The following is a 25,756-nucleotide window of genomic DNA, read 5'->3' as shown; positions in this document are numbered from 1 at the left end:
TATGTCAACATCGGGCTGGACTGGGACGGCACGCGGCAGTAGCGTTATGGACTTGCCGCGCCCGGTTCGTCCGGTGAACCTGCCCGCTGGCGTGCGCCTTTCCCGCGCGCCTTTCCTTTTGCCGTCCGTATCCGCTATGTCCGACGCCGATTCCTCCGCCATTCCCCAGGACCCGCTGGTCTGCAACGGTGCCGCCCTGCGCAAGGCCACCCGGCGCGTTTCGCAGCTGTACGACACGGTGCTGGCGCCCTGCGGCCTGAAGGTATCCCAGCATTCGATCCTGGTTCATATCGCGCGCGCCGGCACGCCCTCGATGACCGACCTGGCGCGCGCCATGGTGCTGGACCGCTCGGCGTTGGCGCACAATCTCAAGCCGCTGGAGCGCGACGGCTACGTGCGCATGGCGCGTGACGAGCGTGACGGGCGCAGCCGGCGCGTGGCATTGACCGATGCCGGGCGCGACAAACTGGCCGAGTCCAAGCGCCTGTGGAAAGACGCGCAGCGCCGCTTCGAAGCCGCCTATGGCGCGGAGCGCGCCGCCGCCTTGCGCCAATCCCTTGCCGACATCTTTTCCGACGACTTCGCGTTGGCCTTCAGTCGCGGCTGACGCGGCGCCGGCGCGGGCCGGTTCATTCCCGTCGCACCTCGAATTCCGGCGCGCGCGCATCCAGCACCGCATGGCGCAGCGGCGCCTGCCACACCTCGGCCAGCGCCGCGCGCAGTTCCCCGGTCAGCCGCGCGATGTCGCGCGCCGCGCCGTCATGCAGGGCCTCGGCCACGATCAGCACCTCGCGCGTGTCGTCATGCACCGCGGACAGGCCGCTCTGGCGATTGGTCCAGCGGCGGGCGTGCGCGCGGCCTTCGGGGTCGGCATAGGTCACTTCGCCTGGTTCCGGATGCTCGGTGTCGCCGCCGAACGTGAGATACCGCTCGGTGCCGTCGGCGTAACGCACCTCCAGCGCCGATCCCAGGCGCTGCGCATCCAGCACCGCGACCGGGATGGCGTAGGCCATGGAGACCGCGTTGCACAGTTCGATCAGCGGATGCAGCGGCGGCATCGAGCCTTCCTTGCGCAGGCGGCGCAGCAGCGCTTCCGAGGCGCAGCGGTACTGGGTGGGCTTGATGCCCATGCTGGCAAAGGCGCGGCGCCAGGCCTGGATTTCCGGCAGGTCGGATTCGCTGGCGCCTGCCAGCCGCAGGCGAGCGCGCTCCAGGAACGGTGCGGCCCGGTCGCCGACCCCGGCGTGCCGATGAATGCCGCGCACGTGCAGGGCGCCGGCGGACAGTTGGGGATAATCGCGCCAGATGGCGCTCGCGTGGCGGAACAGCATGGATTACCTCGCAACGGTGGCCGGTTTGCGGGTCCGGCCCAGGATGAGTACGGCGCCCAGCACGCAGGCCATGCCCGCGAGCTGGCGCGCCGACATGGATTCGTCCAGCAGCAGCGCCGCCAGCAGGACGGCCGATACCGGCGCGATGGCGGTGAACAGGGCGGCTTCCGACCCTGCGACACGCTCGGCGCCGGCGTACCACAGCACGAAGCCGGCCACGGTCGGCACCAGCGCGTAATAGGCTACCGCCAGCAGCGCCTCGGCGGAAAGCGCCAGCGTCCAGGGCGCTTCCGCCAGGCTGGCCGGCAGGCACACGGCCAGGCCGATGGCGCACATCAAGGTCGACAGCGCCAGTGGCGGCACCGGCGCGCGCAACCGCTTCTGCAGCAGGATGAAAAGGCCCTCGCACAGCACCGCGCCCAACACCAGCGCATTGCCGATCCAGGAGCCGGCGCCAGATGCCGCATCGCCGTGCGTCATCAACCAGACGCCGGCCGCCGCCGTGGCGATGGCCAGCAGCGTGGCTTTGCCCGGCCGCTCGCCCAGCACCGCGATGGCGACCGCGGCCGACACCAGCGGCAGGGTGCCCAGGATGACGCCGCCGTCCACCGCCGACGTGCGCCGCAGGCCGGCGATCAGCAGGGTGGTGTAACCGACGCTGCCGGCGATGGCCTGCGCCGCCAGCAGCAGCCAGTCGCGCCGGTCCAGGCGCGGCAGGCGCGCGCCGGCCAGCCAGCCCAGCAGCGCGAAACAGGGCAGCGCCAGCGCAAAGCGCATGGCAGTGGCGGTGAAGGGCGGCAGCCCGGCGGCAATGATCTTGCTGGCAACGACGGTGCTGCCCACCAGCGCCATGGCGGCGGCCAGGCAGGCATACCCTTGGGTTCGGTTCATGGAGAGGGACGGAGTCGGGACAAGGCCGCAGCGTAGGCGCGGCCGGCGCTTGCGGTCTTGAACGAAATTGCAGCGCGGTCGCGCTTGCCAAGGCCCTCAGTGCGCAGCGGCCAAAGCGTAGCGGCCGGGCGACAGGCCATAGGCGCGCGAGAACAGCCGCGTCATGTGGCTCTGGTCGGAGAAGCCGGCGGTCGCGGCGGTGTCGGCCAGCGCCATCCCCTGGCGCAGCAGGTGGCGCGCCAGCAGCAGGCGGCGCTGCACCTGGTAGGCGTGCGGCGTCATGCCGGTGGCGCGGTGGAAGGCGCGCAGCACCTGGAAGCGGCTCAGGCCGCAGGCCCGGGCCAAGTCGGCCAGCGACAGCGCGGCGGCGGGCGCGTCATCGATCAGGCCTAGCGCGTGGCGGATGGCGGCGGGAGCGCCGGGCTGGGGCTCGCGGGCGCCCTGGCGGCCGGCGCGCGCCAGTACTCGCAGCAGCAGCGTGTCGCAGGCCAGCGGCTCGGCGGCGGCGGTGACCTGCGCATACAGCGCCAGCAGGTCCGCCGCCAGCGCCGGCGCGTCCAGCACCGGATGCTCGAATTCGAAGCCGGCCCCGGTCGGCAGGCCGTCCACCGCCTCGGCCACCACCGCCGGATCCAGGTACAGCATCTGCCAGGCGCGTTCGCCGCCGATGGGCGCGCCGTCGTGCACCTCGCCGGGGTTCACGGTGATCACCTGGCCCGGGCCGGCCTCGACCTGGCCGCGGCCGCTGTGCGAGGCCTGGCCTCCCAGCCGCAACACCCCGATGCCGAACTGCTCGTGTGTATGCCGCGCAAACGTCCGGGCGCTGCGCGCGGCCACCGCCTGCACGCCGGCCAGGGCGCTGCGCTGCATGACGAATTGGTTGGCGTGCATGGCGGATTCCGTTGTGTGTCGGTATCTTGGCGGGCCGGTTAGGCCCGTCCGTTACGGCTGAAGACCTCGCGCAAGGCCGCCGCGAACAGGGCGTCGACATTGCGGCGCAAGCCGTCGGCGCGGGTGAACAGCGAAATCGGCGGCAGGGTCCAGTCGAAAGAATACGGCACGATCGCCGCGCCGGCGATACGCACCAGTTCATCGGCGATGTCGGCCGGCAGGATAGACACGGCGCGGTCGCTGGCGACGATCATTTCGCCGATCAGCTTGGACGAATCGCTTTGCACCGACGGCGTGGGCGGCGCCAGGCCGGCGCGCAGGAAGATGTCGGCCACCTGTTCGCGGATCGGGCTGTCCGGCGTGCCCAGGATCCAGTCCAGGTCGGCCAGCATGTTCCACTCCAGCCGCGTGCGTCCCAGCCGCGCGGCCAGGCGCCGGCTGGCGATCAGGCGCGGCGGCTGGTGGTAGAGCACTTCGAAGTCGATCTGCCCCAGGTCCACCGACGGAGTCGCCCAGCCCACCACCACGTCCAGGGTGTGGTCGCGCAACTGGCGCAGCAAGGCCGGGCCTTGGCCCTCGTGGATGGTGGCGGTGATGCCGCGTCCTTGCGGCATGGTGCGGGCGATGGCGGCCGACAGCAATTGCCCCGACACGAACGGGATCACGCCGATGTGCAGGTGCGCGGCATGGCCGGCGGCCACGGCTTCCATTTCCTGCACCAGGTGCCCCAGGTCGTGCACCAGCGCGCGGGCGCGCGCCAGCACCACCGCGCCCAGCGGCGTGGGCGTCATGCCGCGCACCGAGCGTTCGAACAGCGGCACGTCGAACATGCTTTCCAGTTCGGCCAGCGCATTGGTCACCGCCGGCTGGCTGGTGGCCATGTGCTCGGCCACTCGGGTGAGCGAGCCGTGCTGCTCGATTTGTAACAGCAGCATGAGGTGGCGCATCTTCAGCCGCGAGGTCAGTTTCCGGATAACCTCGTCCGGGGAAAACGGCGTCATAGACAAGCCATAAGAAAAAGGTGATGTGACAATATTAAATCTGAATGATCGCCTTATGCCCGCCGACCTAGAATTTTCCCTGTTCAAGACTAGGAGGCGCCGCCCCATGAATTCGCAATCCGACCGCCAGGCCGCTCTGGATTACCACGAGTTTCCCACCCCGGGAAAGATCTCCGTCGTGGCCTCCAAGCCGCTCGTCAACCAGCGTGACCTGGCCCTGGCGTACTCGCCCGGGGTGGCGGCGGCCTGTGAGGAAATCGTGGCGGACCCGGCCAATGTGTTCCGCTACACCGGCCGCGGCAACCTGGTGGGCGTGATCTCCAACGGCACCGCGGTGCTGGGCCTGGGCAATATCGGTGCGCTGGCCTCCAAGCCGGTGATGGAAGGCAAGGCGGTGCTGTTCAAGAAATTCGCCGGGCTGGACGTGTTCGACATCGAGATCAACGAGACCGACCCGGACAAGCTGGTCGAGATCATCGCCGGCCTGGAAGCCACCTTCGGCGGCATCAACCTGGAAGACATCAAGGCGCCGGAATGCTTCACCGTCGAGCGCAAGCTGCGCGAGCGCATGAAGATCCCCGTCTTCCATGACGACCAGCATGGCACCGCCATCACCGTTTCCGCCGCCTTCATCAACGGCCTGAAGGTCGTGGGCAAGGACATCGACAAGGTCAAGGTGGTGACGTCGGGCGCTGGCGCGGCCGCGCTGGCCTGCCTGGACCTGATGGTGGACCTGGGCCTGCCGCTGGAAAACATCTGGGTCACCGACATCGAAGGCGTGGTCTACGAAGGCCGCACCGTGTTGATGGACCCGGACAAGGCGCGCTTCACGCAGAAGACCGACGCCCGCAAGCTGGCCGAGGTGATCGAGGGCGCGGACGTGTTCCTGGGCCTGTCGGCCGGCGGCGTGCTCAAGCCCGAGATGGTCGCCAAGATGGGCCCGCGCCCGCTGATTCTGGCGCTGGCCAACCCGACGCCGGAAATCCTGCCGGAAGTGGCGCACGGCGTGCGTGACGACGTCGTCATGGCAACGGGCCGTTCGGACTACCCGAACCAGGTCAACAACGTGCTGTGCTTCCCGTACATCTTCCGCGGCGCGCTGGATGTGGGCGCCACGACGATCACGCGTGAAATGGAAAAGGCGGCGGTCTATGCCATCGCCGAGCTGGCCGAGGAAGAGCAGAACGAGGTGGTGGCCGCGGCCTACGGCACCTACGACATCTCGTTCGGCCCCGAGTACCTGATTCCCAAGCCGTTCGATCCGCGCCTGATCGTGCGCATCGCGCCGGCGGTGGCCAAGGCCGCCATGGAAGGCGGCGTGGCCACGCGTCCGCTGGCCGACCTGGAAGCCTACGAAGAACAATTGCAGCAGTTCGTGTACCACTCCGGCGCCTTCATGAAGCCGCTGTTCTCGGCGGCCAAGCGCATCGTGCGGGGCGGCGGCAAATCGCGCATCGTCTTCACCGAAGGCGAGGACGAACGCGTGCTGCGCGCCGTGCAGGTCATCGTCGACGAAGGGCTGGCGCGCCCGATCCTGGTGGGCCGTCCCGCCGTGCTGCTGTCGCGCATCGAGAAATTCGGCCTGCGCCTGCGCCTGGGCGAGGATGTCGAAGTCACCAACCCGGAATACGACGAACGCTTCCACCAGTACTGGACCACGTATTGGGAACTGATGTGCCGCCGCGGCATCACCAAGGAGATGGCGCGCGTGGAAATGCGCCGCCGCCTGACGCTGATCGGCGCGATGATGGTGCACCTGGGCGATGCCGACGGCATGGTCTGCGGCACGGTCGGCGCGTATCACGATCACCTGCGCTTCGTCGACGAGGTGATCGGCCGCCGGCCGGGCGCCAACGTCTACGCCGCGATGAACATCCTGCTGCTCAACGAGCGCACGGTGGTGCTGGTGGACACGCACGTCAACGACGAACCGACGGCCGAGCAGATCGCCGAATTCACCATCGCCGCGGCCAAGGAAATGCAGCGCATGTTCCTGGCGCCGAAGGTGGCGCTGCTGTCGCGCTCGAACTTCGGTTCGGGCAGCTCGGCCTCGGGCGCCAAGATGCGCCGCGCGCTGGAACTGGTGCGCCAAGCCGAGCCGGAACTGGAGATCGACGGCGAAATGCACGGCGACTGCGCGCTCGATGAAGCGCTGCGCCTGCGCATCCTGCCGTCCTCCACGCTCAAGGGCGAGGCCAACCTGCTGGTGTGCCCGAACGTGGACGCCGGCAACATCGCCTACAACCTGCTCAAGACGGCGGCCGGTGGCAACGTGGCGGTCGGCCCGATCCTGCTGGGCGCGAATGCTCCGGTGCACATCCTGACCTCCAGTTCGACCGTGCGCCGCATCATCAACATGACGGCCATGACGGTGCTGGACGCCAACCGCGTCGAAGGCTGAAGCGGCTGCCGGCCCGCCCCAGGGGCGCGGCCGGATGGCAAAACGCCCGCTTCATCCTGGGATGTAGCGGGCGTTCTCTTTGGCCGATGCAAGGGCCGCGATGCTCAGTTCGAGCTGGCCTTCCAGGTGCCGTCCGGTTGCTTGCAAAACCAGAACTTCCAGGTTTCGGTGGTGCTGGTGCGGGCGAAATCTCCTTCCAGCAGGCGACAGGTGCGGTCGCCGGACAGCTTGCTGGTCTGCAGCGGGGTGATCTTGGCCGTGATCGGCGCGGCCTTGCGCTTGGGCGTGCTCGACCAGTTGACGCTCTGGCCATCGGCGGCATTGTTCAACGCATCCGCGACGGCCTGGTGGAAGGCGGGCTTGTCGGCCTTGGAAATCTGGGTGATGAGGGCATTGTTCAGCATGACGGCGGGCGCCGCCAGGGCCGGTCCGGCAGTGACGCCGGCGGCGAGCGCGAAAGCGATTAGACGGATGGTTTTCATTGCGGACTCCCTCATTGTTGTCACGGCTGCGCGGACAGCCTTTTGATGGTCAGGTCCGATGGTACGCGAAGCGCCCGTTTCTTGTCTCGATCCGCCGCGGTCGCATGCTCGCCGGGTTGTGCGGGCGCAAAAAAAGCCGCCCGGCAAGGGCGGCCAAGGTACAACAAGGGGAGGGGTAAATCGTCGGCCGATCAGTTGGCGCGATGGTAGGCGCCCGAGAACGGCAGGTCATTCGGTTCGACGTTCGAGACCAGGCCGGCCGCCTTGGCGCTGGCCAGTTCGGCTTCGACCTGGGCGCGTGTCACGCCAGACTGGGGCGCGCCGTACACGCCCTGGAAGGGCACGTCGTTGGGTTCGACGTTCGAAACCTGGCCGGCGGCCTTGGCGGCGGCCAGTTCGGCCTGCACCTGGGCGCGGGTCGGGCCTTCATAAGGGGTGCCGTAGACGCCCTGGAAGGGCACGTTGTTCGGTTCGATGTTCTGCGAGGCGTAGGCACCGGCGCTCAGGGCGGCCAGGGACATCAGCAGGGCGGAAGCAAGGGTCTTTTTCATGGTGAATCTCCGATTTCAGAAGCCTGGGAGCGAATCCGGCGGCCTATCCGTCGTGGTTCGTTGTTGTTTCCCGATGGCTCCATAGTGCGCGCAAACGGCTTACGGATAAACCCTGGTATCGGTAAAAGATTTTTCCACCAATGGAAAGAAATGGCGATTATTGGTAGTTAGTCGCCATTTATGGCGACGATAGCTGTCGCCATATTGCCAGCGCGAGAGACGCCCAGCTCAGTAATGGGGCGGCAGTTCGTCGCGCAGGCTGCGGAACGGCGCCGCGCCTTCGGGCGCCTGTTGGCGCAGCTCGGCCACCTCGCGTTGCAGGCGGTCGATCTGTTGTTGCTGGCGCACGATGATCTGGTTCAACTGTTCCAGCAGGTCGTCGGCGAAACTGGCCTTGACTTCCAGGTCCAGCAGCCGGCGTTCGATGTCTTGCGGATTTTCCATGGCGCTATTAGAACCCATTCGCCGCGGCGTCCGGGCCGTATCGACATCCGCGCAATCCTGTGCGAGGCTCGGGGGCATGGTCACTCAGCGGGGAACTCGATTGGCGCAGCAACGACGCCGGCGCGGCGCCCTGGCCCGCCCCTTTCTGCAGGGCCTGCTGGGCATGGCGCCGGCGGTGGCGGCGCTGGCCCAATCGCAGGCGCCGCAGCAGCTGGCCCCGGTGGCGGTGACCGGCACCCGGATTGGCGCGCCGCCCTGGGAAACCCCGGCCTCGGTCGACATCGTGGAAGGCGCGGCGATGCGTCGCGGCCAGCCCGGGATCAACCTGTCCGAAGGCTTGGCCGGCGTGCCGGGCCTGCAGGTCCAGAACCGCCAGAACTACGCGCAGGACCTGCAGCTATCCAGCCGCGGCTTCGGCGCGCGTTCCACGTTCGGCGTGCGCGGGGTGCGGCTGTACGTGGATGGCATCCCGGCGACCATGCCCGATGGACAGGGCCAGACCTCGAACATCGACATCGGCTCGCTCGACCGGGTGGAGGTGTTGCGCGGGCCGTTCTCGGCGCTGTACGGCAATTCCTCGGGGGGCGTGATCCTGGCCTATACCGAAGACGGCGCGGTGCCCGCCGGGATCGGGGCGTCGGGCTGGGCCGGCAGCGACGGGACCTGGCGCTACGGCGCCAAGGCCTCCGGCGCCTCGGGCAACATGGACTACGTGCTCGCTCTGTCGCGCATGACCACCGACGGCTACCGCGACCACAGCGCCGCGCGCAAGAACCTGGGCAACGCCAAGCTGGGTGTACAGCTGGACGACGCGAGCCGCTTGACGATCGTGGCCAACAGCGTCGACCTGACGGCGCAGGATCCGCTCGGCCTGACCTACGCGCAATTCCAGGACGCGCCGCGCAGCGCCGCGCTGGCCACGCAATACGACACCCGCAAGACCGTGCGCCAGACCCAGGGCGGGCTGGTCTACGAGCGCCACGTCGACGGCGCCAACACCCTGCGCCTGATGCTGTACTACGGCCAGCGCGACACCACGCAATTCCAGGCCATCCCGCCCGCGGCGCAGGCGGCGCCGACCCAGGCGGGCGGCGTGATCGACCTGCGCCGTCGCTATGGCGGCGCCGACCTGCGCTGGACCTCGGAACTGGGGCCGGCGGACCGGCCCTTGACGCTGGTCGGCGGCTTCTCGTACGACACACTGCGCGAACAACGCAAGGGCTACCAGAACTACACCGGCGACGGCGCCGACCGCCAGCTCGGGGTGCAAGGCGCGCTGCGGCGCGACGAAACCAACACCGTCTATAACGCCGATCCCTACCTGCAGGCATCGTGGCGCATGGCGCCGCGCTGGACCCTGGATGCGGGCCTGCGCTACAGCACGGTGGCGTTCCGCTCGCGCGACCACTACATCGCGCCGGGCAACGGCGACGACAGTGGCGATGCCCGCTACCGCCGCGCATTGCCGGTGGCCGCGCTACGCTACCAGCCCGAGGCGCGCACCAGTCTGTACGTGTCCTATGGCCGCGGTTTCGAAACCCCCACGTTCAATGAATTGTCGTACCGGCCCGGCGGCCTGCCGGGCCTGAACTTCGCGCTGGCGCCCGCGCTCGGCAACAATGCCGAAGCGGGCCTGAAGACCGACCTTGCCGGCGGGCAACTGACCGCCGCGGTGTTTCGCGTATCGACGCACGACGAGATCGTGTCGGCGGGCAGCTCCGGCGGTCGCGCCACCTTCCGCAACGCCGGGCGCACGCGCCGCGATGGCGTCGAGTTGGGCTGGTCGGCGGCCTTTGCCCGCCATGGGCGCGCGCAACTGGCCTACACCTGGCTGGATGCGCGCTATCGCGACGATGGCGCCGGCGGCATCCGCGCCGGCAACCGAATTCCGGGCATCGCGCGTCAATCGGCCTACGCCGCGCTGGGCTGGGCGCCACCACAGGGTTGGCAGGCGGGCATCGAGGCTCGCTACCTGAGCCGCCTGTATGCCGATGACGCCAACGACGCGGCCGCGCCGGGCTATGTGGTGGCCGCGCTGTCGGCGGGCTATGTCAAGCGCCTGGGAGACTGGGATCTGAGCGCCTACGCCCGCGTCGACAACCTGTTCGACCGGCGTTATGCCGGGTCCGTCATCGTCAACGAAAGCAATGGCCGCTACTACGAGCCGGCGCCCGGGCGCAGCGTGGGCATGGGGTTGGGCGTCACGTACCGTTATTGAGGTTGCATGCCCGGCCGGCTCAGGCGGCCCTGGCCGAGCCGTAGCAGAAGCCATGATCCTCGCAGGCGGCGCAGCCCGGCGCGGCGGCGAGAGGCAGGCCGGCGTGTTCACAGGCGGAATACGCCAGGAACTTCTTCCAGCGCAGGTTGGCGGTGTTGCGCGCCACCAGGCCCGGGTAGTGGCGCGTCAGCAGCGAGGTGACGTCCTCGCGGCCGGTCAGGCCGAGGTCGCGCCACAGATGGTCCGGGCGCAGGCAGGCGTGCGCCAGCACGCTGGTGACCCAGGCGGTGGTGGGCGCCGGCCCGCCGCAAGCCTGGAGCAGCATGCGCAGCAGGCGCGTGAAATCCGGTTGCGGACTGGCCAGGCCGCGCGCCGCGTAGGCGAGCAATTGCGCCCGCAGGTCGGCGAGCGCGGCGGCCGTGCCGTCCTGCGCGCCGGGAAACACGCTGGCCAGCACCTCGGCCAGCTCGACGGGCGACAGGCCGGTGCGGGCCAGGTCATGGTGCGCCAGGCTCTTGCCGATCACGGTGGCGAAGAAGCGGGCGTCCGGATGGCCGGGCGACGCGTGGTCCAGCAGGGCGCGGGCCAGGGCATCGATGTCGCCGGTGGCAGGAGGGGCGGTGAGGAGGGCATCCATGGCGGTTGGCGAGAAAGGGGCGAAGAAATCGTTATAAGCCAGAATATATGACGAATGCCGGATGACCCTGCCTGCGCTGGGTCAATCCCGCCGCGGATCGACCACGGGCGGGATCGGCGCGGCAAAAAGGGAGTGGGGCGGCGTCGGACTCAGGCCAGGCCCGGCCAGCTTGCCAGGGCCACGCCCGCCGCCAGCAGCAGGCACAGCGGCGAATAGACGCGGGTGTCGAGGCGGGCGAAGGGGTCTTCGCCTTTGCGCTTGAAGAAACCGACGTAGCGGAAGTCGCCGATGGCGCGCGCCAGCAGGCCCAGCGCCACCAGCAAGCCCAGCCAGGGCAGCGCGCGCAGCGCCGGCGCCGGCACCAGGCCGGCGTTGGCGGCCGTGAGCCAGGCGCAGCCGATCAGCACGGCGGCCACGGCCAGCGTCCCTTGCGATGATGGCCGGAACAGCGGTTCACCGTCCTGGATCGGCAGCGCCGCGCGGTGCGCCAGGCGGCCGCCGGCGGCCCAGTAGGCGTGCCACAGGCCCAGCACGACGAAGATGAGGGACGTGAGGGCGGCGACGGCTGGCATGCGGAACTCCGGTGAGTTTGCGGGTGGCGCGAGTATGCCAAAGAAAGCGGGGGGCGTCCTGGCCGCAAAGCCGTGGCAATGGCATGGCGCGCGCAGGCCGTCCGGGGCCGCGACGGCCGCCCAAAAAAACAGGCGCCTCGCGGCGCCTGTCTGTCGTCATCGAATGACGGGTCTTACATGGCGTGGCCCATGTTGACGTTCATGTTGTACAGCACCCAGGCCGAACCCCCGACGATGATGGCGATGATCATCACGGTGAAGACGAACGTGGCCAGGTTGTCGCGGGCCGATTTCGATGCGCCCATGTGCAGGAAGTACACCAGCTGCACCAGCAGCTGGAGCACGCACAGCGCCACCACGCCGATGATGGTGATGGTGTGGGACAGCGCGCCGCTCATCACCAGGCCGAACGAGCCGAAGGTGAGCAGGAGCGAGAGCACGAAACCGATGATGTAGGACTTCAGGCTGCCGTGGTCGGCGGCGTGATCGTCGTGGCCGTGTGCGGCCGCAGCGGAGTGCGACATCAGAGGGCTCCCAGAAGATAGACGAAGGTGAAGACGCAGATCCAGACGATGTCCAGGAAGTGCCAGAACAGGCTCAGGCACGCCAGGCGACGCTTGTTGATCGAGTCCAGGCCATGGCGGCGGATCATGTCGATCATGACGACGATCCAGATCAGGCCGAACGTCACGTGCAGGCCGTGCGTGCCGATCAGCGTGAAGAACGCCGACAGGTAGGCGCTGCGGCCAGGGCCCGCGCCTTCGGTGATCAGGTGATGGAATTCATAGACTTCCATCGCGATGAAGCCCGCGCCGAACAGGAACGTGACCATCAACCAGCCGATCGCGCGGCTCTTGTTGTTGGCGTGGACGTTCAGGTTGGCCATGCCGAAGGTGAAGCTCGAGAACAGCAGCAACAGGGTTTCGACCAGGACGAACTTCAGGTCGAACAGTTCCTTGCCGGTGGGGCCGCCCGCGGTGGCGTTGGCCAGCACCGCGAACGTCGCGAACAGCACTGAAAAGATCAGCAAGTCGCTCATGAGGTAGACCCAGAAACCGAAAACGGTCTTGGATCCATCGTCATGGTGCGCGTGATCGTCGTGACCCGCGTGGGGGTGAGTGGCTACGGCTTGAATCATGGCTCAGGCGGCCTTCTGCATTTTTTCAAAGTGGGCGTTTTCGATGCGTTCGACTTCCGCGGCCGGGACCCAGTAGTCGACGTCGCGGTCATAGGCGCGGACGATGAACGAACCGATCATGCCGACGAAACCGACGATCGACAGCCACCAGATGTGCCAGATCAGGGCAAAGCACATGACCAGGCCGAACGCGCCGATGAAGACGCCGGCGGCGGTGTTCTTCGGCATGTGGATGTCTTCGTACTTGGCCGGGCGCTTGTAGGCCTTGCCGTTCTGCTTGTCTTCCCAGAACTGGTCCAGTTCATCGACGTGAGGAACATGGGCGAAGTTGTAGAAAGGCGCGGGCGACGAGATCGACCATTCCAGGGTGCGGCCATCCCAGGGATCGCCGGTAATGTCCTGGTTCTGCTTGCGCTGGCGCACCGACACGAACACCTGCTGCAGCAGGAACCAGATGCCCAGCATGATCAGCGCGGCGCCGGCCAGGGCGACCAGCAGGTACGGCTGCCATTCGGGGTTGTCGTAGTGGTTCAGGCGACGCGTCATGCCCTTGAAGCCCAGGATGTACAGGGGCATGAAGGCCAGGAAGAAGCCGACGAACCAGCAGTAGAACGAGTAGCGGCCCAGGCGTTCGTTCAGCTTGAAGCCGAAGGCCTTGGGGAACCAGTAGGTCATGCCGGCGATACACCCGAACACCACGCCACCGATGATGGTGTTGTGGAAGTGGGCGATCAGGAACAGGCTGTTGTGCAGCACGAACGACACGCCGGGGATGGCCAGCATCACGCCGGTCATGCCGCCGATGACGAACACCAGCATGAAGCCCAGCGTCCACAGCACCGGCGTGGTGATGCGCAGGCGGCCGCGGTAGATGGTGAACAGCCAGTTGAAGATCTTCGCGCCCGTCGGGATCGAGATGATCATCGTGGCGATGCCGAAGAACGCGTTGACGTTGGCCCCCGCGCCCATGGTGAAGAAGTGGTGCAGCCAGACCAGGAACGACAGCACGCCGATGGCGGCCGTGGCGTAGACCATGGACTTGTAGCCGAACAGGGTCTTGCGGGCGAACGTGGCGACCACTTCGGAGTACACGCCGAAGGCCGGCAGCACCAGGATGTAGACCTCGGGGTGGCCCCAGATCCAGATCAGGTTCACGTACATCATGACGTTGCCGCCCATGTCGTTCGTGAAGAAGTGCGTGCCCAGGTAGCGGTCCATCGTCAGCAGCGCCAGCGTGGCGGCCAGCACCGGGAAGGCGGCCACGATCAGGACGTTGGTGACCAGCGAGGTCCAGGTGAAGATCGGCATCTTCATCAGGGTCATGCCCGGCGCGCGCATGCGCAGGATGGTCACGATGAAGTTGATGCCGCTGAGTGTTGTTCCCAGCCCGGAGATCTGCAGCGCCCAGATGTAGTAGTCCACCCCGACACTTGGGCTGTAGTCGAGCCCGGACAGCGGCGGATAGGCGAGCCAGCCGGTCGCGGCGAATTCACCGACGAACAGCGAGATCATCATGAGCGCGACGCCGGCGCCGAACAGCCAGAAGCTCAGCGAGTTCAGGAACGGGTAGGCCACGTCGCGGGCGCCGATCTGCAGCGGCACCACGATGTTCATCAGCCCGGTGATGAAGGGCATCGCCATGAAGAAGATCATGATGACGCCGTGGGCGGTGAAGATCTGGTCGTAGTGGTGGGGCGGCAGGAAGCCGGCGGAGTCGGCCGAGGCGACGGCCAACTGGGTACGCATCATGATGGCGTCGGCGAAGCCGCGCAGCAGCATGATCAGCGCGACGATGATGTACATCACGCCGATGCGCTTGTGGTCGACCGAGGTCAGCCATTCGGTCCAGAGGTACTTCCACTTGCGGAAGTAGGTGATGGCGCCGAAGACCGCTAGGCCTCCCAGGCACACGGCGGCCAGCGTGACCATGACGATGGGTTCATGGTACGGAATGGCCTCGAGGGTGAGTTTCCCGAGCATTATTGAGTCAATCCTGCGACAAGATTATTCGACGTGGGGGTGCACGTGGCGTCATCGACGCCGGCCATCTTGGACATGGTGCTGCCCAGGATGTAGTCGAACATGGACGGCGGCACCGAGGCGTACTTGGCGACCGGGTTGTGTTCGCTGCGCTTGGTCAGTTCCTGGTACACCGCCGGAGTCAGCGCGGTGCCGGAAGCCTTGGCTTCCTTGACCCAGTTGTCGAAGCCTTCCTGCGACGTGGCGATGGCCTTGAAGCGCATGCCGGAGAAGCCGGCGCCGCTGTAGTTGGCCGAGATGCCGGCGTAGGTGCCGGGCTCGCGCGCGTTCAGGTGCAGCTTGGTCTCCATGCCCGCCATCGAGTAGATCTGGCTGCCCAGCTGGGGGATGAAGAACGAGTTCATGACCGAGGCCGAGGTGATCCGGAAATTGACCGGGACGTCGACCGGGAAGGCGATCTCGTTGACCGTGGCGATGTCGTACTCGGGGTAGATGAACAGCCACTTCCAATCCAGCGACACCACCTCGATGGTGACCGGCTTGTGCTCGGAGACGAGCGGCTTGTAGGGATCGAGCGCGTGCGTGGAGCGCCAGGTGATCACGGCGAGGATCGCCACGATGATACACGGCACGGTCCAGACCACGACTTCGATCGCCGTGGAGTGGGCCCACTTGGGCTGGTAGTCGGCCTTGGTATTGGATGCGCGGTATTTCCAGGCAAACGTCAGGATCATGATGATGACCGGGATCACCACCAGGAGCATCAGACCGGTTGCCGTGAACAGCAGGGTCTTTTCCTGAGCGCCAATGTCTCCCTTGGGGGAGAGGATTTCCATGTTGCAGCCGCCAAGCAGCATGACCGCGCCGACGCCAAAAATGCGCGTAAGGGTCGCAAGGAGGGGGTGTTTCACGTACAGCCTTGGATGGAAGGTGGGAAATGCTGCGTAGCAGCAGACTGGAGTGCTGCTAGGCAGCAACGTCCATCCTATCGGTTTGATTTGGGTCAAGGCTGCGACGAATGGTCGCATTGCCTGGCGGGCTTTTGCCCTCAAGGCTTCCCGTTAAGGGTTTTCCCAGGCGGGGGCGGGCTTTGCTGGAAGGGTGGGGGTGCGACGATATGTCGCACCTGCACAAGACGGGATTGTTGCGATGTGTGGCATCCGCGCCAATCAGTCGACCAGCACCTCGCGTTCCGGCCCCGGTTTTTTGGCCAACTTGCGCTGCAGGGAGCGCCGGTGCATCCCCAGCAGGCGGGCGGCGGCCGACACGTTGCCGCCGGTCTCGTGCAGCGCCTGGTGGATGTGTTCCCATTCTAGGCGGTGCAACGGCGTCATGGTGCTTTCGATCGTAACCGTTTCCGGTTTCACCAGGCCCAGCGTGCGCAGGATCATCGGGGCGGTGGCGGGCTTGGGCAGGTAGTCGTCGGCGCCGCGCTTGATGGCCTCGACCGCGGTGGCCACGCTGGCGTAGCCGGTGACCAGCAGGATGCGCATGTCGGCGCGCAGGGCGCGAAGGGGACGGATCAGGGTCAGGCCCGAGTCCTCGCCCAGGCGCAGGTCGACCAGCGCGAAGGCCGGGCGGATCTCTTCGGCCACGCGCAGCGCTTCGGCGATGCCGGTGGCGGTTCGGGTCTCGAGGCCGCGGCGCGACAGGCTGCGCTGCAGAGTGCGCACGTAGAGCTCGTCGTCGTCGATCAGCAGGCCAAGGTCGGTGGGATTCAACATATCAGGTCCCGGGGCTACCGAGGGGTAAATAAAAACGGATGCGGGTGCCGCCGCCATCGGCGGCCGTCATGGTCATTTCGCCGCCCATCTGCTCGACGGTGGCGTGCGACAGGGCCAGGCCGACGCCAAGCCCTCCCGGTTTGCCGCTGTTGAACAGGCTGGTGGCCGGCAGCAGCGTCTGGTCGGGGTCGAAGCCACGGCCGTAGTCGCGCACTTCGCCACGCAGGGCGCCGTAGCCGTATTCCAGGTGCAGGTCCACGCGCGGCTCGCTGGCGGCTTCGCCGGCGTCGGCCGCGTTGTTCAGCAGCGCCTGCAGCAGGTGGGCGATGGCCGGATCGACCCGCAGGCTGGCCGGCAGGGTGCCCGAGCGTTGCAGGTCGATGGTCGGCCGGATCAGGCGCCATTGCCCCACCACGCGAACCAGGTCCACCGCGGTTGGGACAGCCAGATTGCGGATGCGTTCCCGGCACAGGGCCAGCAGCTGGCTGAGGGTGGCGACGTCCTGCTTGAGTTCGGGCTCCTTGACCTCGGCGGCGATCTCGTCGGCCAGCAGGGTCATGGTGGCCAGCGGGGTGTTCAGTTCGTGCGCCATGGCCGCCGCGTGGGTGGCCAGGGCGACAATGCCCTCGTTGCGCGTGAAGCGTTCGCGCAGGCGCGCCAGTTCGCGTTCACGCGCCCGCAGGTCGGCGGCCAGGCGGGTGGTGAACACCAGCACCACCACCACGGAAATCAGGAAGTTGGCGCCCAGGCCCCACAGCAGCAGGGTGTGGGTGTTGACGTCGCCGCGCAGGGGCTGGCCGAGGATGGCCGCGGCGAAATAGCCGGAGATGCCCGCCAGCGCGGCGGCCAGCGCCCAGTTGCGCGGCAGCGCCAGCGCCGCCAGCGCCGTGAGGATCAGGAACATCATGCCGAACGGATTGCTCAGGCCGCCGCTCCAGCCCACCATCCAGGCCAGCACCGCCATGTCCACCAGCAGATGGCCGAAGGCGGTGGCGTGGGACAGGTCGCGGCTGTGGCGCAGGCGCAGGCTGGCGTAGACGTTGAAGCCGATCAGCACGCCCACGCCGATCCACAGCGGCTCCAGCGGCAGGGCCAGGCCGAGCACGGCGCTGGCCACCAGGATGGTGGCCGCCTGGCCCGCGATGGCGAGCCAGCGCAGGCTGCAGAGGGTACGCAGGAAGGAAAAGGCGGAACTACCGGGCATATCCAGACACAGGGTTGCCGGTCCATCGCCGGCGGATCAGGCGCCCGGCTGCGCGGAACGCTGGCATCCTGGGCGGCATGGGGCGCCGCGCTGCCGCCGGGCCCCGCGAGGCCGCCGGCGGCGGATGTGTGCTGGCATTGTATGAGGAATCAGCACCGGACGTTTGATGCGATACGTCCCTGTTATCACGTCCCGGATGCGCGGCCGCCCGCGGCGTCAGTGCGTGTGGCCCGCGGCGGGCGTGGCGGCCGCCGCCAGCGGGCGCGCCTGCGCCGTCACCGGCACGCGCCGTTGCTTGCCGTCGGCGTCCTGCACCAGCAGCGTCAGGGCCACCGGGTCGCCCACGGAAATCTGCCTGGCCAGGTCGATCAGCATGACGTGGTAGCCGCCCGGCTTGAGTTCCACCGGCTTGCCGGCGGGCAGGTCGATGGCGGGCACCTGGCGCATCTTCATGACGTTGTCCTGCATGGCCATTTCGTGCACTTCGGCGTGCTTGGCGGCGGCGGATTCCACGCCCACCAGGCGGGCCGCGGTCGGAGAGGTCAGGCGCATGAAGACGCCGGTGGCGTGCTGGTTGGGCACCGTGGCGCGCACCCAGGCGTCCTCGACCTTGAGCGTGGCGTCCTGCGCCAGGGCGCCAGGACTGGCCAGCACCAGGGCGCCCAGGGCGAAGGCGGCGGCCAGGGACTTGAAAGCGGTCGGTTTCATCGGGAGTTCCTTTGGTTGGTGTGGTGGGTCAGAGCACGGTGCGCAGGTCGGCCGCGCATTCCTCGGCGCTCTGCTGGTGGCGCAGGGCCAGGCGCAACTTGCCCTGGGCGTCGATGATGTAGGTCAGCGCGGTGTGGTCCATGGTGTAGGACGAGCCGGTCGGCACCTTCTGGTAGAACACCTTGAACGACTGCGCGGCGGCGCGGGTCTGTTCGGCGTCGCCGCGCAGGCCGACGAACGCGGGGTCGAAGGCCCGCATGTAGGCCTGCAGGATTTCCGGCGTGTCGCGCTCCGGATCAACGGTGATGAACAGCACCTGCAGCTTGGCGGCGTCGGCGCCGAGCAGGCTCTTTATTTCCAGCGCGCGGGTCAGCGCGGTCGGGCAGATGTCCGGGCACTGGGTGAAGCCGAAGAACAGCATCACGGTCTTGCCGCGATAGTCGGCCAGTTGGCGTTGGCGACCCTCGGTGTCCTTCAGTTGGAAGTCGCCGGTGGGCATGCTGGACAGGTCCATGCCGTTGATCTTGGGGGCTTCGGGGCCGCAGCCGGCCAGGGGCAGCAGGGCCAGGGCCGACAGCAGCCGGCGCCGGTGACGGTCGGGCGCGGGCGGCGCGCCCAGGAGGGCGCGCGGGGATGGGGAGTGCATGAAAACCTCGTTGCTTGACGGTTCGCGTAGGCGCGGCGGGGCCGCGTGGAAAGGCGGAGTCAGGCCAGGCGAGGCGGGGCGCGCGAGCCCAGGGGCGGCCCTTGGGCCGGCTGCGCGGGCAGCGCGAGCGGGGCCGGCGCGGGGGGCGCGGCCCGGCCGCTGGACAACGCCAGCGGCGAGGTGTGCGAGGCGGGAGCGGGCGCAACGTGCGCCAGCAGCCCGAAGGGGCATTGCGCCCCGGTATCGGCGTTGGAGTGGGCGCCGGAACCCGCGCCGCCCTTGTCATCGGGGGACAGCGCCAGCCGCAGCGTGGAAATATCGCCTGCCGCCGAGCAGAAGGTGACCTCGAGCCGGCCGTCGTGCAGCGCGCGGGCGTCGGGCATGTAGCCCGCGGGCACCACCGCGCGCAGCAGCAAGGCCAGGAACGCCAGCCACAGCACACCGCGGACGCGCAAGGCGCCACGGCTTCGTGGAGGTCGGGTCAAGGCGGGCATGCGCCGATTGTAGGCCCTGTTGCCGGCCAGGATCAGGTATCGGGATCCAGGCGCCGGATCAGGGCGATGTAGCGGCGCCGGGCCTGGTCGGCGGGCAGGCCCGCAAGCAGGCGCCAGGTGGCCAGCTCGATCTGCTCGCGCACGGTGGCGTCGGCGGGATCCTGCGCGGGCGCGTCGCCGTGCCGGGCCTGCCGTTCATAGGCGTGCAGGCGGATGGCGACGCTGGTGGAGGGCGCTTGCGGCAGGGCGCGCAGTTCGATCACGGCGGCCTCGAACGCGTCTTCCAGGTCCTGCGCCGCGATCGCCAGCGTGGCCGGATCCATGGCGTCGCCCTCGGGCTCCAGTCCGCTGGCCACGGCCAGCCGTCGCCACAGGGCGTCGTCGGCGGCCGGGTCGGCGGCCTGCGCGCTTACCTTGACGATGCTGTTGTTGCGCAGGCGCAGGGTATGGGTGGCGGCGCCGCGGCCGGTGGTGGCGCCGTCCCGCACCTGGAAGGTCAGCGGCACCGCGATGGCGCGGCCGGCCAGGGCCGGCTGGCCCACGCTGTCGACGGTGAAGGTGTTGCGCGAATAGTCCATCACCCGCGAGAACAGGTCGATCAGGCCGCCACGGCCACGGTATTCGCCGCTCAGGGGATTGTCGCCGCCTTCCTGCCACACGACGTCGTCGGCGAACAGCGGGAACAACGTTTCGTATTCGCCCGACAGCAACGCCTCGCGGTACTGCGCGAGCAGGCGCTCGACCTCGTCGCCGGTCATCGCGGCGGCGCGGCCCGGACGCGCGGTGTCGGGGCGCTTGTCCATGAATTGCAGGATGTCGGCGGCGACGCGGTCGCGGTCGTTGTCCACGCAGATCATGTGGTAGCTGTTGTCCAGCAGCACCATCCGGCTGTCGGCAATGGCGTCATTCAGGAATCGCGCCGAGCGCACCGAGGTCAGCTCGTCCTCGTGCGCATGGATGATCAGGCTGGGGCAGGTGATGGCGTTCAGTCCGCGCTGCACGAAGCGGCGCAGGCGGTCCACCTCGCGGACACAGGCCAGCGGCACCCAGCGGTAATGGAAATTCTCGCCGCGCTCGAACTTGGCCTTGACGATGGATCGCACCAGTTCGTTCTTGATGCCGTAGGGTTCTTCTTCCTCGACGCGCATGCGCGCGGCCAGGCCAGGGATGCGGTAGACCAGCTTGCGCAGGCCGCGATACCAGGGCGTGCTCCAGCCGTCGATGAAGACCGGCGCGGCCAGGCTGACCAGCTTGCCCTTGCGGTGCCCGACGCGCTTGCACAGCTCCACCGCCAGCAGCGCGCCCAGGCACATGCCGACCACGTGCAGCGTGTCGTGGCGTTCGGCCACCTCGCGGTACTTGGCGGTGACGGCGTCGATCCAGTCTTCGGCGCGCACCGGCAGCAGGTCCTCGGGAACCGTGCCGTGCCCGGGCAGCGTCAGCGAGTGGGTCTCGATGCCGGCGCGCTTGAGGATCTTGTGCAGCGACCCCAGGTCGTACTGGGTGCCGCCCAAGCCGTGGATGAGCAGGGCTCCGGTGCTAGTGGACATCTGCCTGCTCGATTTCGCCCAGGCGCCACATGCCGGCGACGACGGCCACGCTGCCGTCGAAATCCTCCAGCGGCGAACCGCGGTCGCTGATCACGCGCCAGCCGCCGCTGGCGTGCGCCATGCGGAACAGCAGCGGCGTGCGGTCGTGGGCGCCGGCGCGGCGCGCGGCCCAGTGCAGCGTCAGGCGCGCGCGGTCGTCCGGGTGGGCCAGTGCCAGCAGCGCGTCAAGGTTGGAAATGGCGGCCGCCTGCACGCCCAGGGCGCCCTGCAGGTCGCCGGCCAGTTCGAGCGAGCCGTCGAACGGGTTGTAGCGGTACATCAGCTGATGGCTGCCGGCCAGCGCCAGATCGAAGCGGCCGCGCCAGCGCTCGGCGTTCTCGAGTTCCTGCGCGCGGGCGGCGCGCAGGGTGTTGACCAGCAGGATCAGCAGCGCGGTGACCACCAGGTAGACCTGCGTGGCCAGCAGCACGTGCCAATGGTCGTTGGCTTCCACGAACGGGCCTTCGCCCTGCGCGCTCTGGTACAGCGCCATCAGGGCCAGCGTGATGACAGCCAGGGTGCCGCCCGGCGGACCCCACACCAGCGCGGTCAACACCGCGAATACCAGCGGCAGGTAGGTCAGCTCGAAGGTGACCACGTACGGCAGGTTCTGGATCATGTCGCCGTCGAAGGTCATGAAGGTCGAGGCGATCAGCGCGACGTAGGCGATGGCGCCCAGCACCAGGTCGCGCTTGCGCGGCCCCCCCGAGCGGCGCGGGCGGAAATGGGCCCACACGGTCAGGGCCGGCGCGACGATCAGGATGCCGGCCAGGTAGGCCGCGACCCAGGTGCGCAGCCGCAGCCAGCCATGCGCTTCCTGCGTCAGCCACAGCCAGCCGCCGCCCAGCAGCGCCGACAGGCCCGCGCCCGCCAGCGCGCCGGCCAGCAGCGCGGCGACCAGCCCGAGTCCGCCCTCGCGCGGGGCCAGGCGCTGCACCGTCCAGGCCGCCAGCAGGCTGGACAGGCTGGCGGCGATGGCGAACACCAGCGCGGTGGCGGGCTGGCCACGCGTGAAGGTGGTCAAGACCAGTTGCGCGCAGAAGAAGGCGGCCAGGAGCAGCGGCCAATTGCGGCGCTGCGTCAGCAGATAGGCGCCCACCGCCACGCCCGGCGGCAGCCAGACGAAGACCGCGTGGCTGACCGGATCGTTCAGCAGGCGCGAGAAGACCCCGCACAGCAGGTAGGGGATGGCCCACAGCAGGCAGTACAGGTTTCTTCGGGGCGCTCGTGGTGTTGCCATATCGTTCCTTGCAGACGCGGTGATCCATGGCGAGCGCGGGCTCGCGCCAATCAGCGGGGTTATACAACACGGCCCGGCACCGTCCGCGAAAGTTGCCGGGGGCATACCGCCGTTCGAAAATCTTGGTACCCTTGGACGCAGTCGTGTCCCACTCCGTTCCAGGATTCAGTGCTCTCCTTGCCCGCCCAGACCCTGCCAGCCCCCGATTCCATTGCCGTTTCCGGGTTCGCCCGGGCGCGTCCGCCCCTGCGCGATGTCATCCGCTTCGTCCGGCTGGCGCTGCTGGCCGCGTTGCTGGCATTGCTGGCCGCCTGCGGCACCACGACCAAGGTCCAGCCCGGCTATTACCGGGTGCAGTCGGGCGACACGCTGACGCAGATCGCCCGCAAGCAGGGCACCAGCGTATCCAACCTTGCACGCTGGAACAACCTGTCGAACACCAATGCAATCGAGGTGGGGCAGATGCTTCGGGTGGTGCCGCCGGCGGGGCAGGCCAGCACTTCCGCGCCGTCCAAGTCGCGGCCCAAGGCCTCGGGCGGCTCGCGCGCGGGCGCCTCCAGCATGGGCAAGCGGCGCACCGCGCCGCCGGGGGCGATCTCGCTGGTGTGGCCGGCGCAGGGCAAGGTGACCCGCGGCTACGATGGCTCGGGGTCGAACGGCATCGTCATTTCCAACACCACCGGCACGCCGGTGGTGGCCGCGGCCGCCGGCACCGTCGCCTATTCCGGCAGCGGCCTGCGTGGCTACGGGCATCTGGTGATCGTCAAGCATAGCGCCAGCTTCCTCAGCATCTACGCCCACAACAGCAAACTGCTGGTCAAGGAAGGCCAGCGGGTGAGCCAGGGGCAGAAAATCGCCGAAATGGGCAATAGCGACAGCAAGCAGGTAGGACTGTACTTCGAATTGCGCTACGACGGCCAGGCGGTCGACCCGGCCGGTTCTCTGCCTGGGAAGTAGGGCCCCCACGCGGCGCGCGCGTAGCGCGCTTGCTGCCCCCCGAGGGGGCTGCCCGGCCTTCGGGCGGCCGGGCGGCCGGGCGGCTATTTTTTTGTGGCGGTGTTGGTGGGGGAGCGGACGCGCGCGTTCGACGGGGGTGCCGCTCAAGGGGCTGCCCGGTTTTCGGGCGGCCTGGCGCCGCCTCAACCGATCTGGCCGGCGTCCTGCGTCAAGGTCGAGATGAACGTCGCGGTGCGCGGATCGCGCGGTCGGGTGAACAGGTCGCGCGAGGCGCCGGCTTCGACCACGTTGCCGTCGAGCAGGAACACTGCTTCGCGCGAAACGCTGGCGGCCAGGCGCAGGTCATGGGTGGCCATCAGCATGGTCATGCCCTCGGCGGCCAGCTGGCGCAGCACGTCCACCACTTCGGCCGCCAGGCCCGGGTCGAGCGCCGAGGTCGGTTCGTCGCACAGCAATACGCGGGGGGCGGGCGCCAGGGCGCGGGCGATCGCCACGCGCTGCTGCTGGCCGCCCGACAGATTGGCGGGCCAGGCCTCGGCCTTGTCCAGCATGTTGACCTTGCGCAGCAGTTCCTCGGCTCGCGCGCGGGCGCGGTCGGCGGGCCATTTCTGCACCGTCACCAGGCCTTCCATCACGTTGCCGATCACGGTCTGGTGCGGGAACAGCTGGAAGTTCTGGAACACCATGCCGGTCTGCATGCGCACCCGCTGCACCTGGTCGCGCGAGAGCTTCAGGCCGGGTTCGAAGTGGACCTGTTCCGGGCCGATCTCGAGGGTGCCGCGATCGGGCACCTCCAGCAGGTTGACACAGCGCAGCAGGGTGCTCTTGCCGCTGCCGGACGGGCCGATCAGCGCGGTGACGCTGCCTTCGGCGATGGCCACGTCGACCTGCTTGAGCACCAGGTTGCCGCCGAAGGATTTCTCGATCTGTTCCAGGCGGATCATCGGTTCTTCTCGGAAAACACCGCGTGCTGGCCGAAGCGCCGTTCCAGGCGCACCTGGGCGGCGGACAGCACCGAGCTGAACACCAGGTAGATCAGCGCGGCCTCGGTGTACAGGATCAGCGGTTCGTACGTGACGGCGGCGATGCGCTGGGCCGCCTGGAAGATCTCGGGCACGGTCAGCACGGCGGCCAGCGAGGTGTCCTTGACCAGGGCGATGAAGGAATTGGACAGCGGCGGCACCGCCACCCGCGCGGCCTGCGGCAGCACGGTGCGGCGCAGCGCCTGGCCGCGCGTCATGCTCAATGAATAGGCGGCTTCCCACTGGCCCTTGGAGATGGACTCGATGGCGCCACGGATCACTTCGGAGTTGTAGGCGCCGACGTTCAGCGTGAAGCCGATCAGCGCCGCCGGCAACGGGTCGAGCACCACGCCGATGCTGGGCAGGCCGTAGAAGATCACGAACAGCTGCACCAGCAGCGGCGTGCCGCGGATCAGCCAGACGTAGAAGCGCACCAGCGCCACCAGCGGCGCCGGCCCGAACAGCCGGATCAGCGCCACCACGAAGGCCAGCGCCAGCCCCAGCGCGAACGACATCAATGTCAGCGGGACGGTGAACACCAGCCCGGCGTGCAGCAAGGGCCAGAACGAGTCGGCCATCAACTGCACCCAGGCCGGCACCGCGAGGGTGTCGACCTGGGACAGGATCCAGTCGGGCAGGACGTTGTGCAGCCAGGCGGGGAGCGTCATCGAGGAGGCCGCTTATTGCTGCGCCGACAGGTCCGTGCCGAAGTACTTGACCGAGATGGTCTTGTAGGTGCCGTCGGCCTTGATGTCGGCCAGCGCCTTGTTGATGGCGGCCACCAGTTCGGGGTTGTTCTTGCGCAGCAGCACGCCGGAGTTGCTGAACTCGGCGGCCTTGTCGGTGGCGGCGATCTTGACCTTGGCGTTGGGCTTCTGCTTCTTGAAGTCCAGGAACGACAGGTTGTCGTTGACCGTGGCCTCGACGCGGCCCGAGGTCAGCAGGTCGATGGCTTCGTTAAAGCCCTGCACGGCAACCACTTCCGCGCCGTGGCTCTGCGCCAGCTTGCCGAAGTTGCTGGTGAGCGTGTTGGCGGACTTCCTGCCCTTCAGGTCGGCGAACGACTTGATGGTGGTGTTGTCATCGCGCACGATCAGCACCGCGGCCGACGAGATGTAGGGATCGGAGAAGTCGTACTTGGCGCGGCGCGCGTCGGTGATGCCGACCTGGTTGATGACGGCGTCGTAGCGCTTGGCGTCGAGCCCGGCGATCAGGCCGTCCCACTTGCCTTCGACGAATTCGGCCTTGACGCCCAGGCGCTGGGCGATGGCGCGCCCAATGTCGACGTCAAAACCGGTAAGCTGGCCGGAGGCGTCGTGGAAGGTGAAGGGAGCGTAGGTGCCTTCGGTGCCGATCTTGAACACGCCGGCGGACTTGATCTGGTCCAGCCCCGACTGGGCGTGGGCGGCGGACAGGGCGGCGACCTGGACCAGGCCGGCGATGAACAACGAGCGCAAGAGTTTCATGGCAATGCTCCACGGATGAGAGATCACTGCGAAAGGCCCGCGCCGATCGCGCCGCCTTCCGGTGTAGCCGCACTCTAACAACGCGCCTATTTTTCCACAAAGCATAAGGAATAGTAAAAATATAGCGGCAAGTCATATGCGGTATTCGCGCCACGGGCCGCCCGGCCCG

The 25,756-nt window shown here is 68.1% G+C and carries 27 protein-coding genes; 4 read left to right on the top strand and 23 right to left on the bottom strand.

What is annotated here, in order from left to right:
* Positions 1-136 precede the first annotated feature (136 nt).
* Complete coding sequence (locus ACUTAG_RS08835) at positions 137-607, top strand: MarR family winged helix-turn-helix transcriptional regulator (protein WP_006387429.1); 471 nt, start codon at positions 137-139, stop codon at positions 605-607.
* 22 nt (positions 608-629) lie between these two features.
* Here ACUTAG_RS08835 and ACUTAG_RS08830 read toward each other — a convergent pair whose 3' ends face one another.
* From ACUTAG_RS08830 to ACUTAG_RS08815, 4 genes are all read right to left on the bottom strand, one after another.
* Positions 630-1,331, bottom strand: coding sequence for a B3/B4 domain-containing protein (locus tag ACUTAG_RS08830; protein ID WP_047991727.1), 702 nt, complete (start codon positions 1,329-1,331; stop codon positions 630-632).
* 3 nt (positions 1,332-1,334) lie between these two features.
* Positions 1,335-2,222: a DMT family transporter gene (locus tag ACUTAG_RS08825; protein ID WP_054445712.1), complete on the bottom strand. Its 888-nt coding sequence runs from the start codon at positions 2,220-2,222 to the stop codon at positions 1,335-1,337.
* Between the two features lie 96 nt (positions 2,223-2,318).
* Positions 2,319-3,113 carry an AraC family transcriptional regulator gene (locus tag ACUTAG_RS08820; RefSeq protein ID WP_054504740.1) on the bottom strand — a complete coding sequence of 265 codons (795 nt, stop codon included), beginning with the start codon at positions 3,111-3,113 and terminating at the stop codon, positions 2,319-2,321.
* A 38-nt stretch (positions 3,114-3,151) separates the two neighbouring features.
* Positions 3,152-4,114, bottom strand: coding sequence for a LysR substrate-binding domain-containing protein (locus ACUTAG_RS08815; protein WP_006387434.1), 963 nt, complete (start codon positions 4,112-4,114; stop codon positions 3,152-3,154).
* Between the two features lie 106 nt (positions 4,115-4,220).
* On the opposite strand from ACUTAG_RS08815, the gene ACUTAG_RS08810 reads away from it, so the two are divergent.
* Positions 4,221-6,515: an NADP-dependent malic enzyme gene (locus ACUTAG_RS08810; protein WP_024070246.1), complete on the top strand. Its 2,295-nt coding sequence runs from the start codon at positions 4,221-4,223 to the stop codon at positions 6,513-6,515.
* A 104-nt stretch (positions 6,516-6,619) separates the two neighbouring features.
* On the opposite strand, the gene ACUTAG_RS08805 is transcribed toward ACUTAG_RS08810, so the two are convergent.
* From ACUTAG_RS08805 to ACUTAG_RS08795, 3 genes are all read right to left on the bottom strand, one after another.
* Complete coding sequence (locus ACUTAG_RS08805; RefSeq protein WP_006387436.1) at positions 6,620-6,997, bottom strand: hypothetical protein; 378 nt, start codon at positions 6,995-6,997, stop codon at positions 6,620-6,622.
* Between the two features lie 191 nt (positions 6,998-7,188).
* Positions 7,189-7,548: a DUF4148 domain-containing protein gene (locus ACUTAG_RS08800; protein ID WP_006387437.1), complete on the bottom strand. Its 360-nt coding sequence runs from the start codon at positions 7,546-7,548 to the stop codon at positions 7,189-7,191.
* Positions 7,549-7,776: 228 nt separating this feature from the next.
* The gene (locus ACUTAG_RS08795; protein WP_006387438.1) at positions 7,777-7,992 is read right to left on the bottom strand and encodes a SlyX family protein; all 216 of its coding nucleotides are present in this window, start codon (positions 7,990-7,992) and stop codon (positions 7,777-7,779) included.
* A gap of 163 nt (positions 7,993-8,155) precedes the next feature.
* Between ACUTAG_RS08795 and ACUTAG_RS08790 the strand changes: the two genes are divergently transcribed.
* Complete coding sequence (locus tag ACUTAG_RS08790) at positions 8,156-10,210, top strand: TonB-dependent receptor (protein ID WP_187378284.1); 2,055 nt, start codon at positions 8,156-8,158, stop codon at positions 10,208-10,210.
* 19 nt (positions 10,211-10,229) lie between these two features.
* Here ACUTAG_RS08790 and ACUTAG_RS08785 read toward each other — a convergent pair whose 3' ends face one another.
* The 13 genes from ACUTAG_RS08785 to ACUTAG_RS08725 all read right to left on the bottom strand — a co-directional run bounded on the left by ACUTAG_RS08785 (position 10,230) and on the right by ACUTAG_RS08725 (position 22,142).
* Positions 10,230-10,847 carry a nitrogen fixation protein NifQ gene (locus tag ACUTAG_RS08785; RefSeq protein ID WP_054445706.1) on the bottom strand — a complete coding sequence of 206 codons (618 nt, stop codon included), beginning with the start codon at positions 10,845-10,847 and terminating at the stop codon, positions 10,230-10,232.
* A 149-nt stretch (positions 10,848-10,996) separates the two neighbouring features.
* Positions 10,997-11,419 (bottom strand): DUF3995 domain-containing protein, encoded by a 423-nt coding sequence (locus ACUTAG_RS08780; RefSeq protein WP_006387441.1) that lies wholly within the window; start codon positions 11,417-11,419, stop codon positions 10,997-10,999.
* Positions 11,420-11,592: 173 nt separating this feature from the next.
* Positions 11,593-11,943: a cytochrome o ubiquinol oxidase subunit IV gene (gene cyoD, locus ACUTAG_RS08775; RefSeq protein WP_006387442.1), complete on the bottom strand. Its 351-nt coding sequence runs from the start codon at positions 11,941-11,943 to the stop codon at positions 11,593-11,595.
* The gene (cyoC, locus tag ACUTAG_RS08770) at positions 11,943-12,557 is read right to left on the bottom strand and encodes a cytochrome o ubiquinol oxidase subunit III (RefSeq protein WP_006387443.1); all 615 of its coding nucleotides are present in this window, start codon (positions 12,555-12,557) and stop codon (positions 11,943-11,945) included. Before cyoC ends, cyoD begins: the two co-directional genes overlap by 1 nt.
* Before the next feature lie 3 nt (positions 12,558-12,560).
* Positions 12,561-14,537, bottom strand: a complete 1,977-nt coding sequence (cyoB, locus tag ACUTAG_RS08765) for a cytochrome o ubiquinol oxidase subunit I (RefSeq protein ID WP_020926575.1) — start codon at positions 14,535-14,537, stop codon at positions 12,561-12,563.
* Positions 14,537-15,448 carry a ubiquinol oxidase subunit II gene (cyoA, locus tag ACUTAG_RS08760; protein ID WP_026384598.1) on the bottom strand — a complete coding sequence of 304 codons (912 nt, stop codon included), beginning with the start codon at positions 15,446-15,448 and terminating at the stop codon, positions 14,537-14,539. The genes cyoB and cyoA overlap by 1 nt, the downstream gene beginning before the upstream one ends.
* A 258-nt stretch (positions 15,449-15,706) precedes the next feature.
* Complete coding sequence (locus ACUTAG_RS08755; RefSeq protein WP_372363313.1) at positions 15,707-16,261, bottom strand: response regulator transcription factor; 555 nt, start codon at positions 16,259-16,261, stop codon at positions 15,707-15,709.
* 1 nt (position 16,262) lies between these two features.
* Positions 16,263-17,465 (bottom strand): ATP-binding protein, encoded by a 1,203-nt coding sequence (locus ACUTAG_RS08750; RefSeq protein ID WP_006387447.1) that lies wholly within the window; start codon positions 17,463-17,465, stop codon positions 16,263-16,265.
* 216 nt (positions 17,466-17,681) lie between these two features.
* Entirely contained in the window at positions 17,682-18,173 is a 492-nt protein-coding gene (locus ACUTAG_RS08745; protein WP_172999902.1) for a copper chaperone PCu(A)C, read from the bottom strand.
* 28 nt (positions 18,174-18,201) lie between these two features.
* Positions 18,202-18,819, bottom strand: a complete 618-nt coding sequence (locus tag ACUTAG_RS08740; protein ID WP_006387450.1) for an SCO family protein — start codon at positions 18,817-18,819, stop codon at positions 18,202-18,204.
* Positions 18,820-18,878: 59 nt separating this feature from the next.
* Positions 18,879-19,274 (bottom strand): DUF2946 family protein, encoded by a 396-nt coding sequence (locus tag ACUTAG_RS08735; RefSeq protein ID WP_227740044.1) that lies wholly within the window; start codon positions 19,272-19,274, stop codon positions 18,879-18,881.
* A gap of 71 nt (positions 19,275-19,345) precedes the next feature.
* Positions 19,346-20,863, bottom strand: a complete 1,518-nt coding sequence (locus tag ACUTAG_RS08730; RefSeq protein WP_006386697.1) for an acyl-CoA-binding protein — start codon at positions 20,861-20,863, stop codon at positions 19,346-19,348.
* Entirely contained in the window at positions 20,853-22,142 is a 1,290-nt protein-coding gene (locus ACUTAG_RS08725; protein ID WP_148316996.1) for an MASE1 domain-containing protein, read from the bottom strand. The genes ACUTAG_RS08730 and ACUTAG_RS08725 overlap by 11 nt, the downstream gene beginning before the upstream one ends.
* 246 nt (positions 22,143-22,388) lie before the next feature.
* Between ACUTAG_RS08725 and ACUTAG_RS08720 the strand changes: the two genes are divergently transcribed.
* Complete coding sequence (locus ACUTAG_RS08720; RefSeq protein ID WP_035182616.1) at positions 22,389-23,099, top strand: peptidoglycan DD-metalloendopeptidase family protein; 711 nt, start codon at positions 22,389-22,391, stop codon at positions 23,097-23,099.
* Positions 23,100-23,281: 182 nt separating this feature from the next.
* Here ACUTAG_RS08720 and ACUTAG_RS08715 read toward each other — a convergent pair whose 3' ends face one another.
* The 3 genes from ACUTAG_RS08715 to ACUTAG_RS08705 form a co-directional block, all read right to left on the bottom strand.
* Positions 23,282-24,043, bottom strand: a complete 762-nt coding sequence (locus ACUTAG_RS08715) for an amino acid ABC transporter ATP-binding protein (protein ID WP_006386701.1) — start codon at positions 24,041-24,043, stop codon at positions 23,282-23,284.
* Positions 24,040-24,720, bottom strand: coding sequence for an amino acid ABC transporter permease (locus ACUTAG_RS08710; protein ID WP_053497823.1), 681 nt, complete (start codon positions 24,718-24,720; stop codon positions 24,040-24,042). Before ACUTAG_RS08710 ends, ACUTAG_RS08715 begins: the two co-directional genes overlap by 4 nt.
* 81 nt (positions 24,721-24,801) lie before the next feature.
* Positions 24,802-25,587 (bottom strand): amino acid ABC transporter substrate-binding protein, encoded by a 786-nt coding sequence (locus tag ACUTAG_RS08705; protein ID WP_006386703.1) that lies wholly within the window; start codon positions 25,585-25,587, stop codon positions 24,802-24,804.
* Between the last annotated feature and the right edge of the window lie 169 nt (positions 25,588-25,756).

The sequence above is a fragment of the Achromobacter sp. CSND-B12 genome (assembly GCF_052906545.1).
The sequence above is the reverse complement of the archived record's forward strand: the minus strand, read 5'-3'. Positions and strand labels throughout refer to the sequence as shown.

Excerpts from the sequence above, each read along its gene's own strand:
- ACUTAG_RS08810 (WP_024070246.1), top strand. The coding sequence starts at position 4,221 with ATGAATTCGCAATCCGACCGCCAGGCCGCTCTGGATTACCACGAGTTT.
- ACUTAG_RS08820 (WP_054504740.1), bottom strand. The coding sequence starts at position 3,113 with ATGCACGCCAACCAATTCGTCATGCAGCGCAGCGCCCTGGCCGGCGTG.
- ACUTAG_RS08815 (WP_006387434.1), bottom strand. The coding sequence starts at position 4,114 with ATGACGCCGTTTTCCCCGGACGAGGTTATCCGGAAACTGACCTCGCGG.
- ACUTAG_RS08790 (WP_187378284.1), top strand. The coding sequence starts at position 8,156 with ATGGCGCCGGCGGTGGCGGCGCTGGCCCAATCGCAGGCGCCGCAGCAG.
- ACUTAG_RS08785 (WP_054445706.1), bottom strand. The coding sequence starts at position 10,847 with ATGGATGCCCTCCTCACCGCCCCTCCTGCCACCGGCGACATCGATGCC.
- ACUTAG_RS08725 (WP_148316996.1), bottom strand. The coding sequence starts at position 22,142 with ATGGCAACACCACGAGCGCCCCGAAGAAACCTGTACTGCCTGCTGTGG.
- ACUTAG_RS08705 (WP_006386703.1), bottom strand. The coding sequence starts at position 25,587 with ATGAAACTCTTGCGCTCGTTGTTCATCGCCGGCCTGGTCCAGGTCGCC.
- cyoD (WP_006387442.1), bottom strand. The coding sequence starts at position 11,943 with ATGTCGCACTCCGCTGCGGCCGCACACGGCCACGACGATCACGCCGCC.
- ACUTAG_RS08755 (WP_372363313.1), bottom strand. The coding sequence starts at position 16,261 with ATGTTGAATCCCACCGACCTTGGCCTGCTGATCGACGACGACGAGCTC.
- ACUTAG_RS08750 (WP_006387447.1), bottom strand. The coding sequence starts at position 17,465 with ATGCCCGGTAGTTCCGCCTTTTCCTTCCTGCGTACCCTCTGCAGCCTG.
- ACUTAG_RS08715 (WP_006386701.1), bottom strand. The coding sequence starts at position 24,043 with ATGATCCGCCTGGAACAGATCGAGAAATCCTTCGGCGGCAACCTGGTG.
- ACUTAG_RS08780 (WP_006387441.1), bottom strand. The coding sequence starts at position 11,419 with ATGCCAGCCGTCGCCGCCCTCACGTCCCTCATCTTCGTCGTGCTGGGC.
- ACUTAG_RS08805 (WP_006387436.1), bottom strand. The coding sequence starts at position 6,997 with ATGAAAACCATCCGTCTAATCGCTTTCGCGCTCGCCGCCGGCGTCACT.
- ACUTAG_RS08730 (WP_006386697.1), bottom strand. The coding sequence starts at position 20,863 with ATGTCCACTAGCACCGGAGCCCTGCTCATCCACGGCTTGGGCGGCACC.
- ACUTAG_RS08830 (WP_047991727.1), bottom strand. The coding sequence starts at position 1,331 with ATGCTGTTCCGCCACGCGAGCGCCATCTGGCGCGATTATCCCCAACTG.
- ACUTAG_RS08800 (WP_006387437.1), bottom strand. The coding sequence starts at position 7,548 with ATGAAAAAGACCCTTGCTTCCGCCCTGCTGATGTCCCTGGCCGCCCTG.
- ACUTAG_RS08740 (WP_006387450.1), bottom strand. The coding sequence starts at position 18,819 with ATGCACTCCCCATCCCCGCGCGCCCTCCTGGGCGCGCCGCCCGCGCCC.
- cyoB (WP_020926575.1), bottom strand. The coding sequence starts at position 14,537 with ATGCTCGGGAAACTCACCCTCGAGGCCATTCCGTACCATGAACCCATC.
- ACUTAG_RS08795 (WP_006387438.1), bottom strand. The coding sequence starts at position 7,992 with ATGGAAAATCCGCAAGACATCGAACGCCGGCTGCTGGACCTGGAAGTC.
- ACUTAG_RS08835 (WP_006387429.1), top strand. The coding sequence starts at position 137 with ATGTCCGACGCCGATTCCTCCGCCATTCCCCAGGACCCGCTGGTCTGC.
- cyoC (WP_006387443.1), bottom strand. The coding sequence starts at position 12,557 with ATGATTCAAGCCGTAGCCACTCACCCCCACGCGGGTCACGACGATCAC.
- ACUTAG_RS08825 (WP_054445712.1), bottom strand. The coding sequence starts at position 2,222 with ATGAACCGAACCCAAGGGTATGCCTGCCTGGCCGCCGCCATGGCGCTG.
- ACUTAG_RS08745 (WP_172999902.1), bottom strand. The coding sequence starts at position 18,173 with ATGAAACCGACCGCTTTCAAGTCCCTGGCCGCCGCCTTCGCCCTGGGC.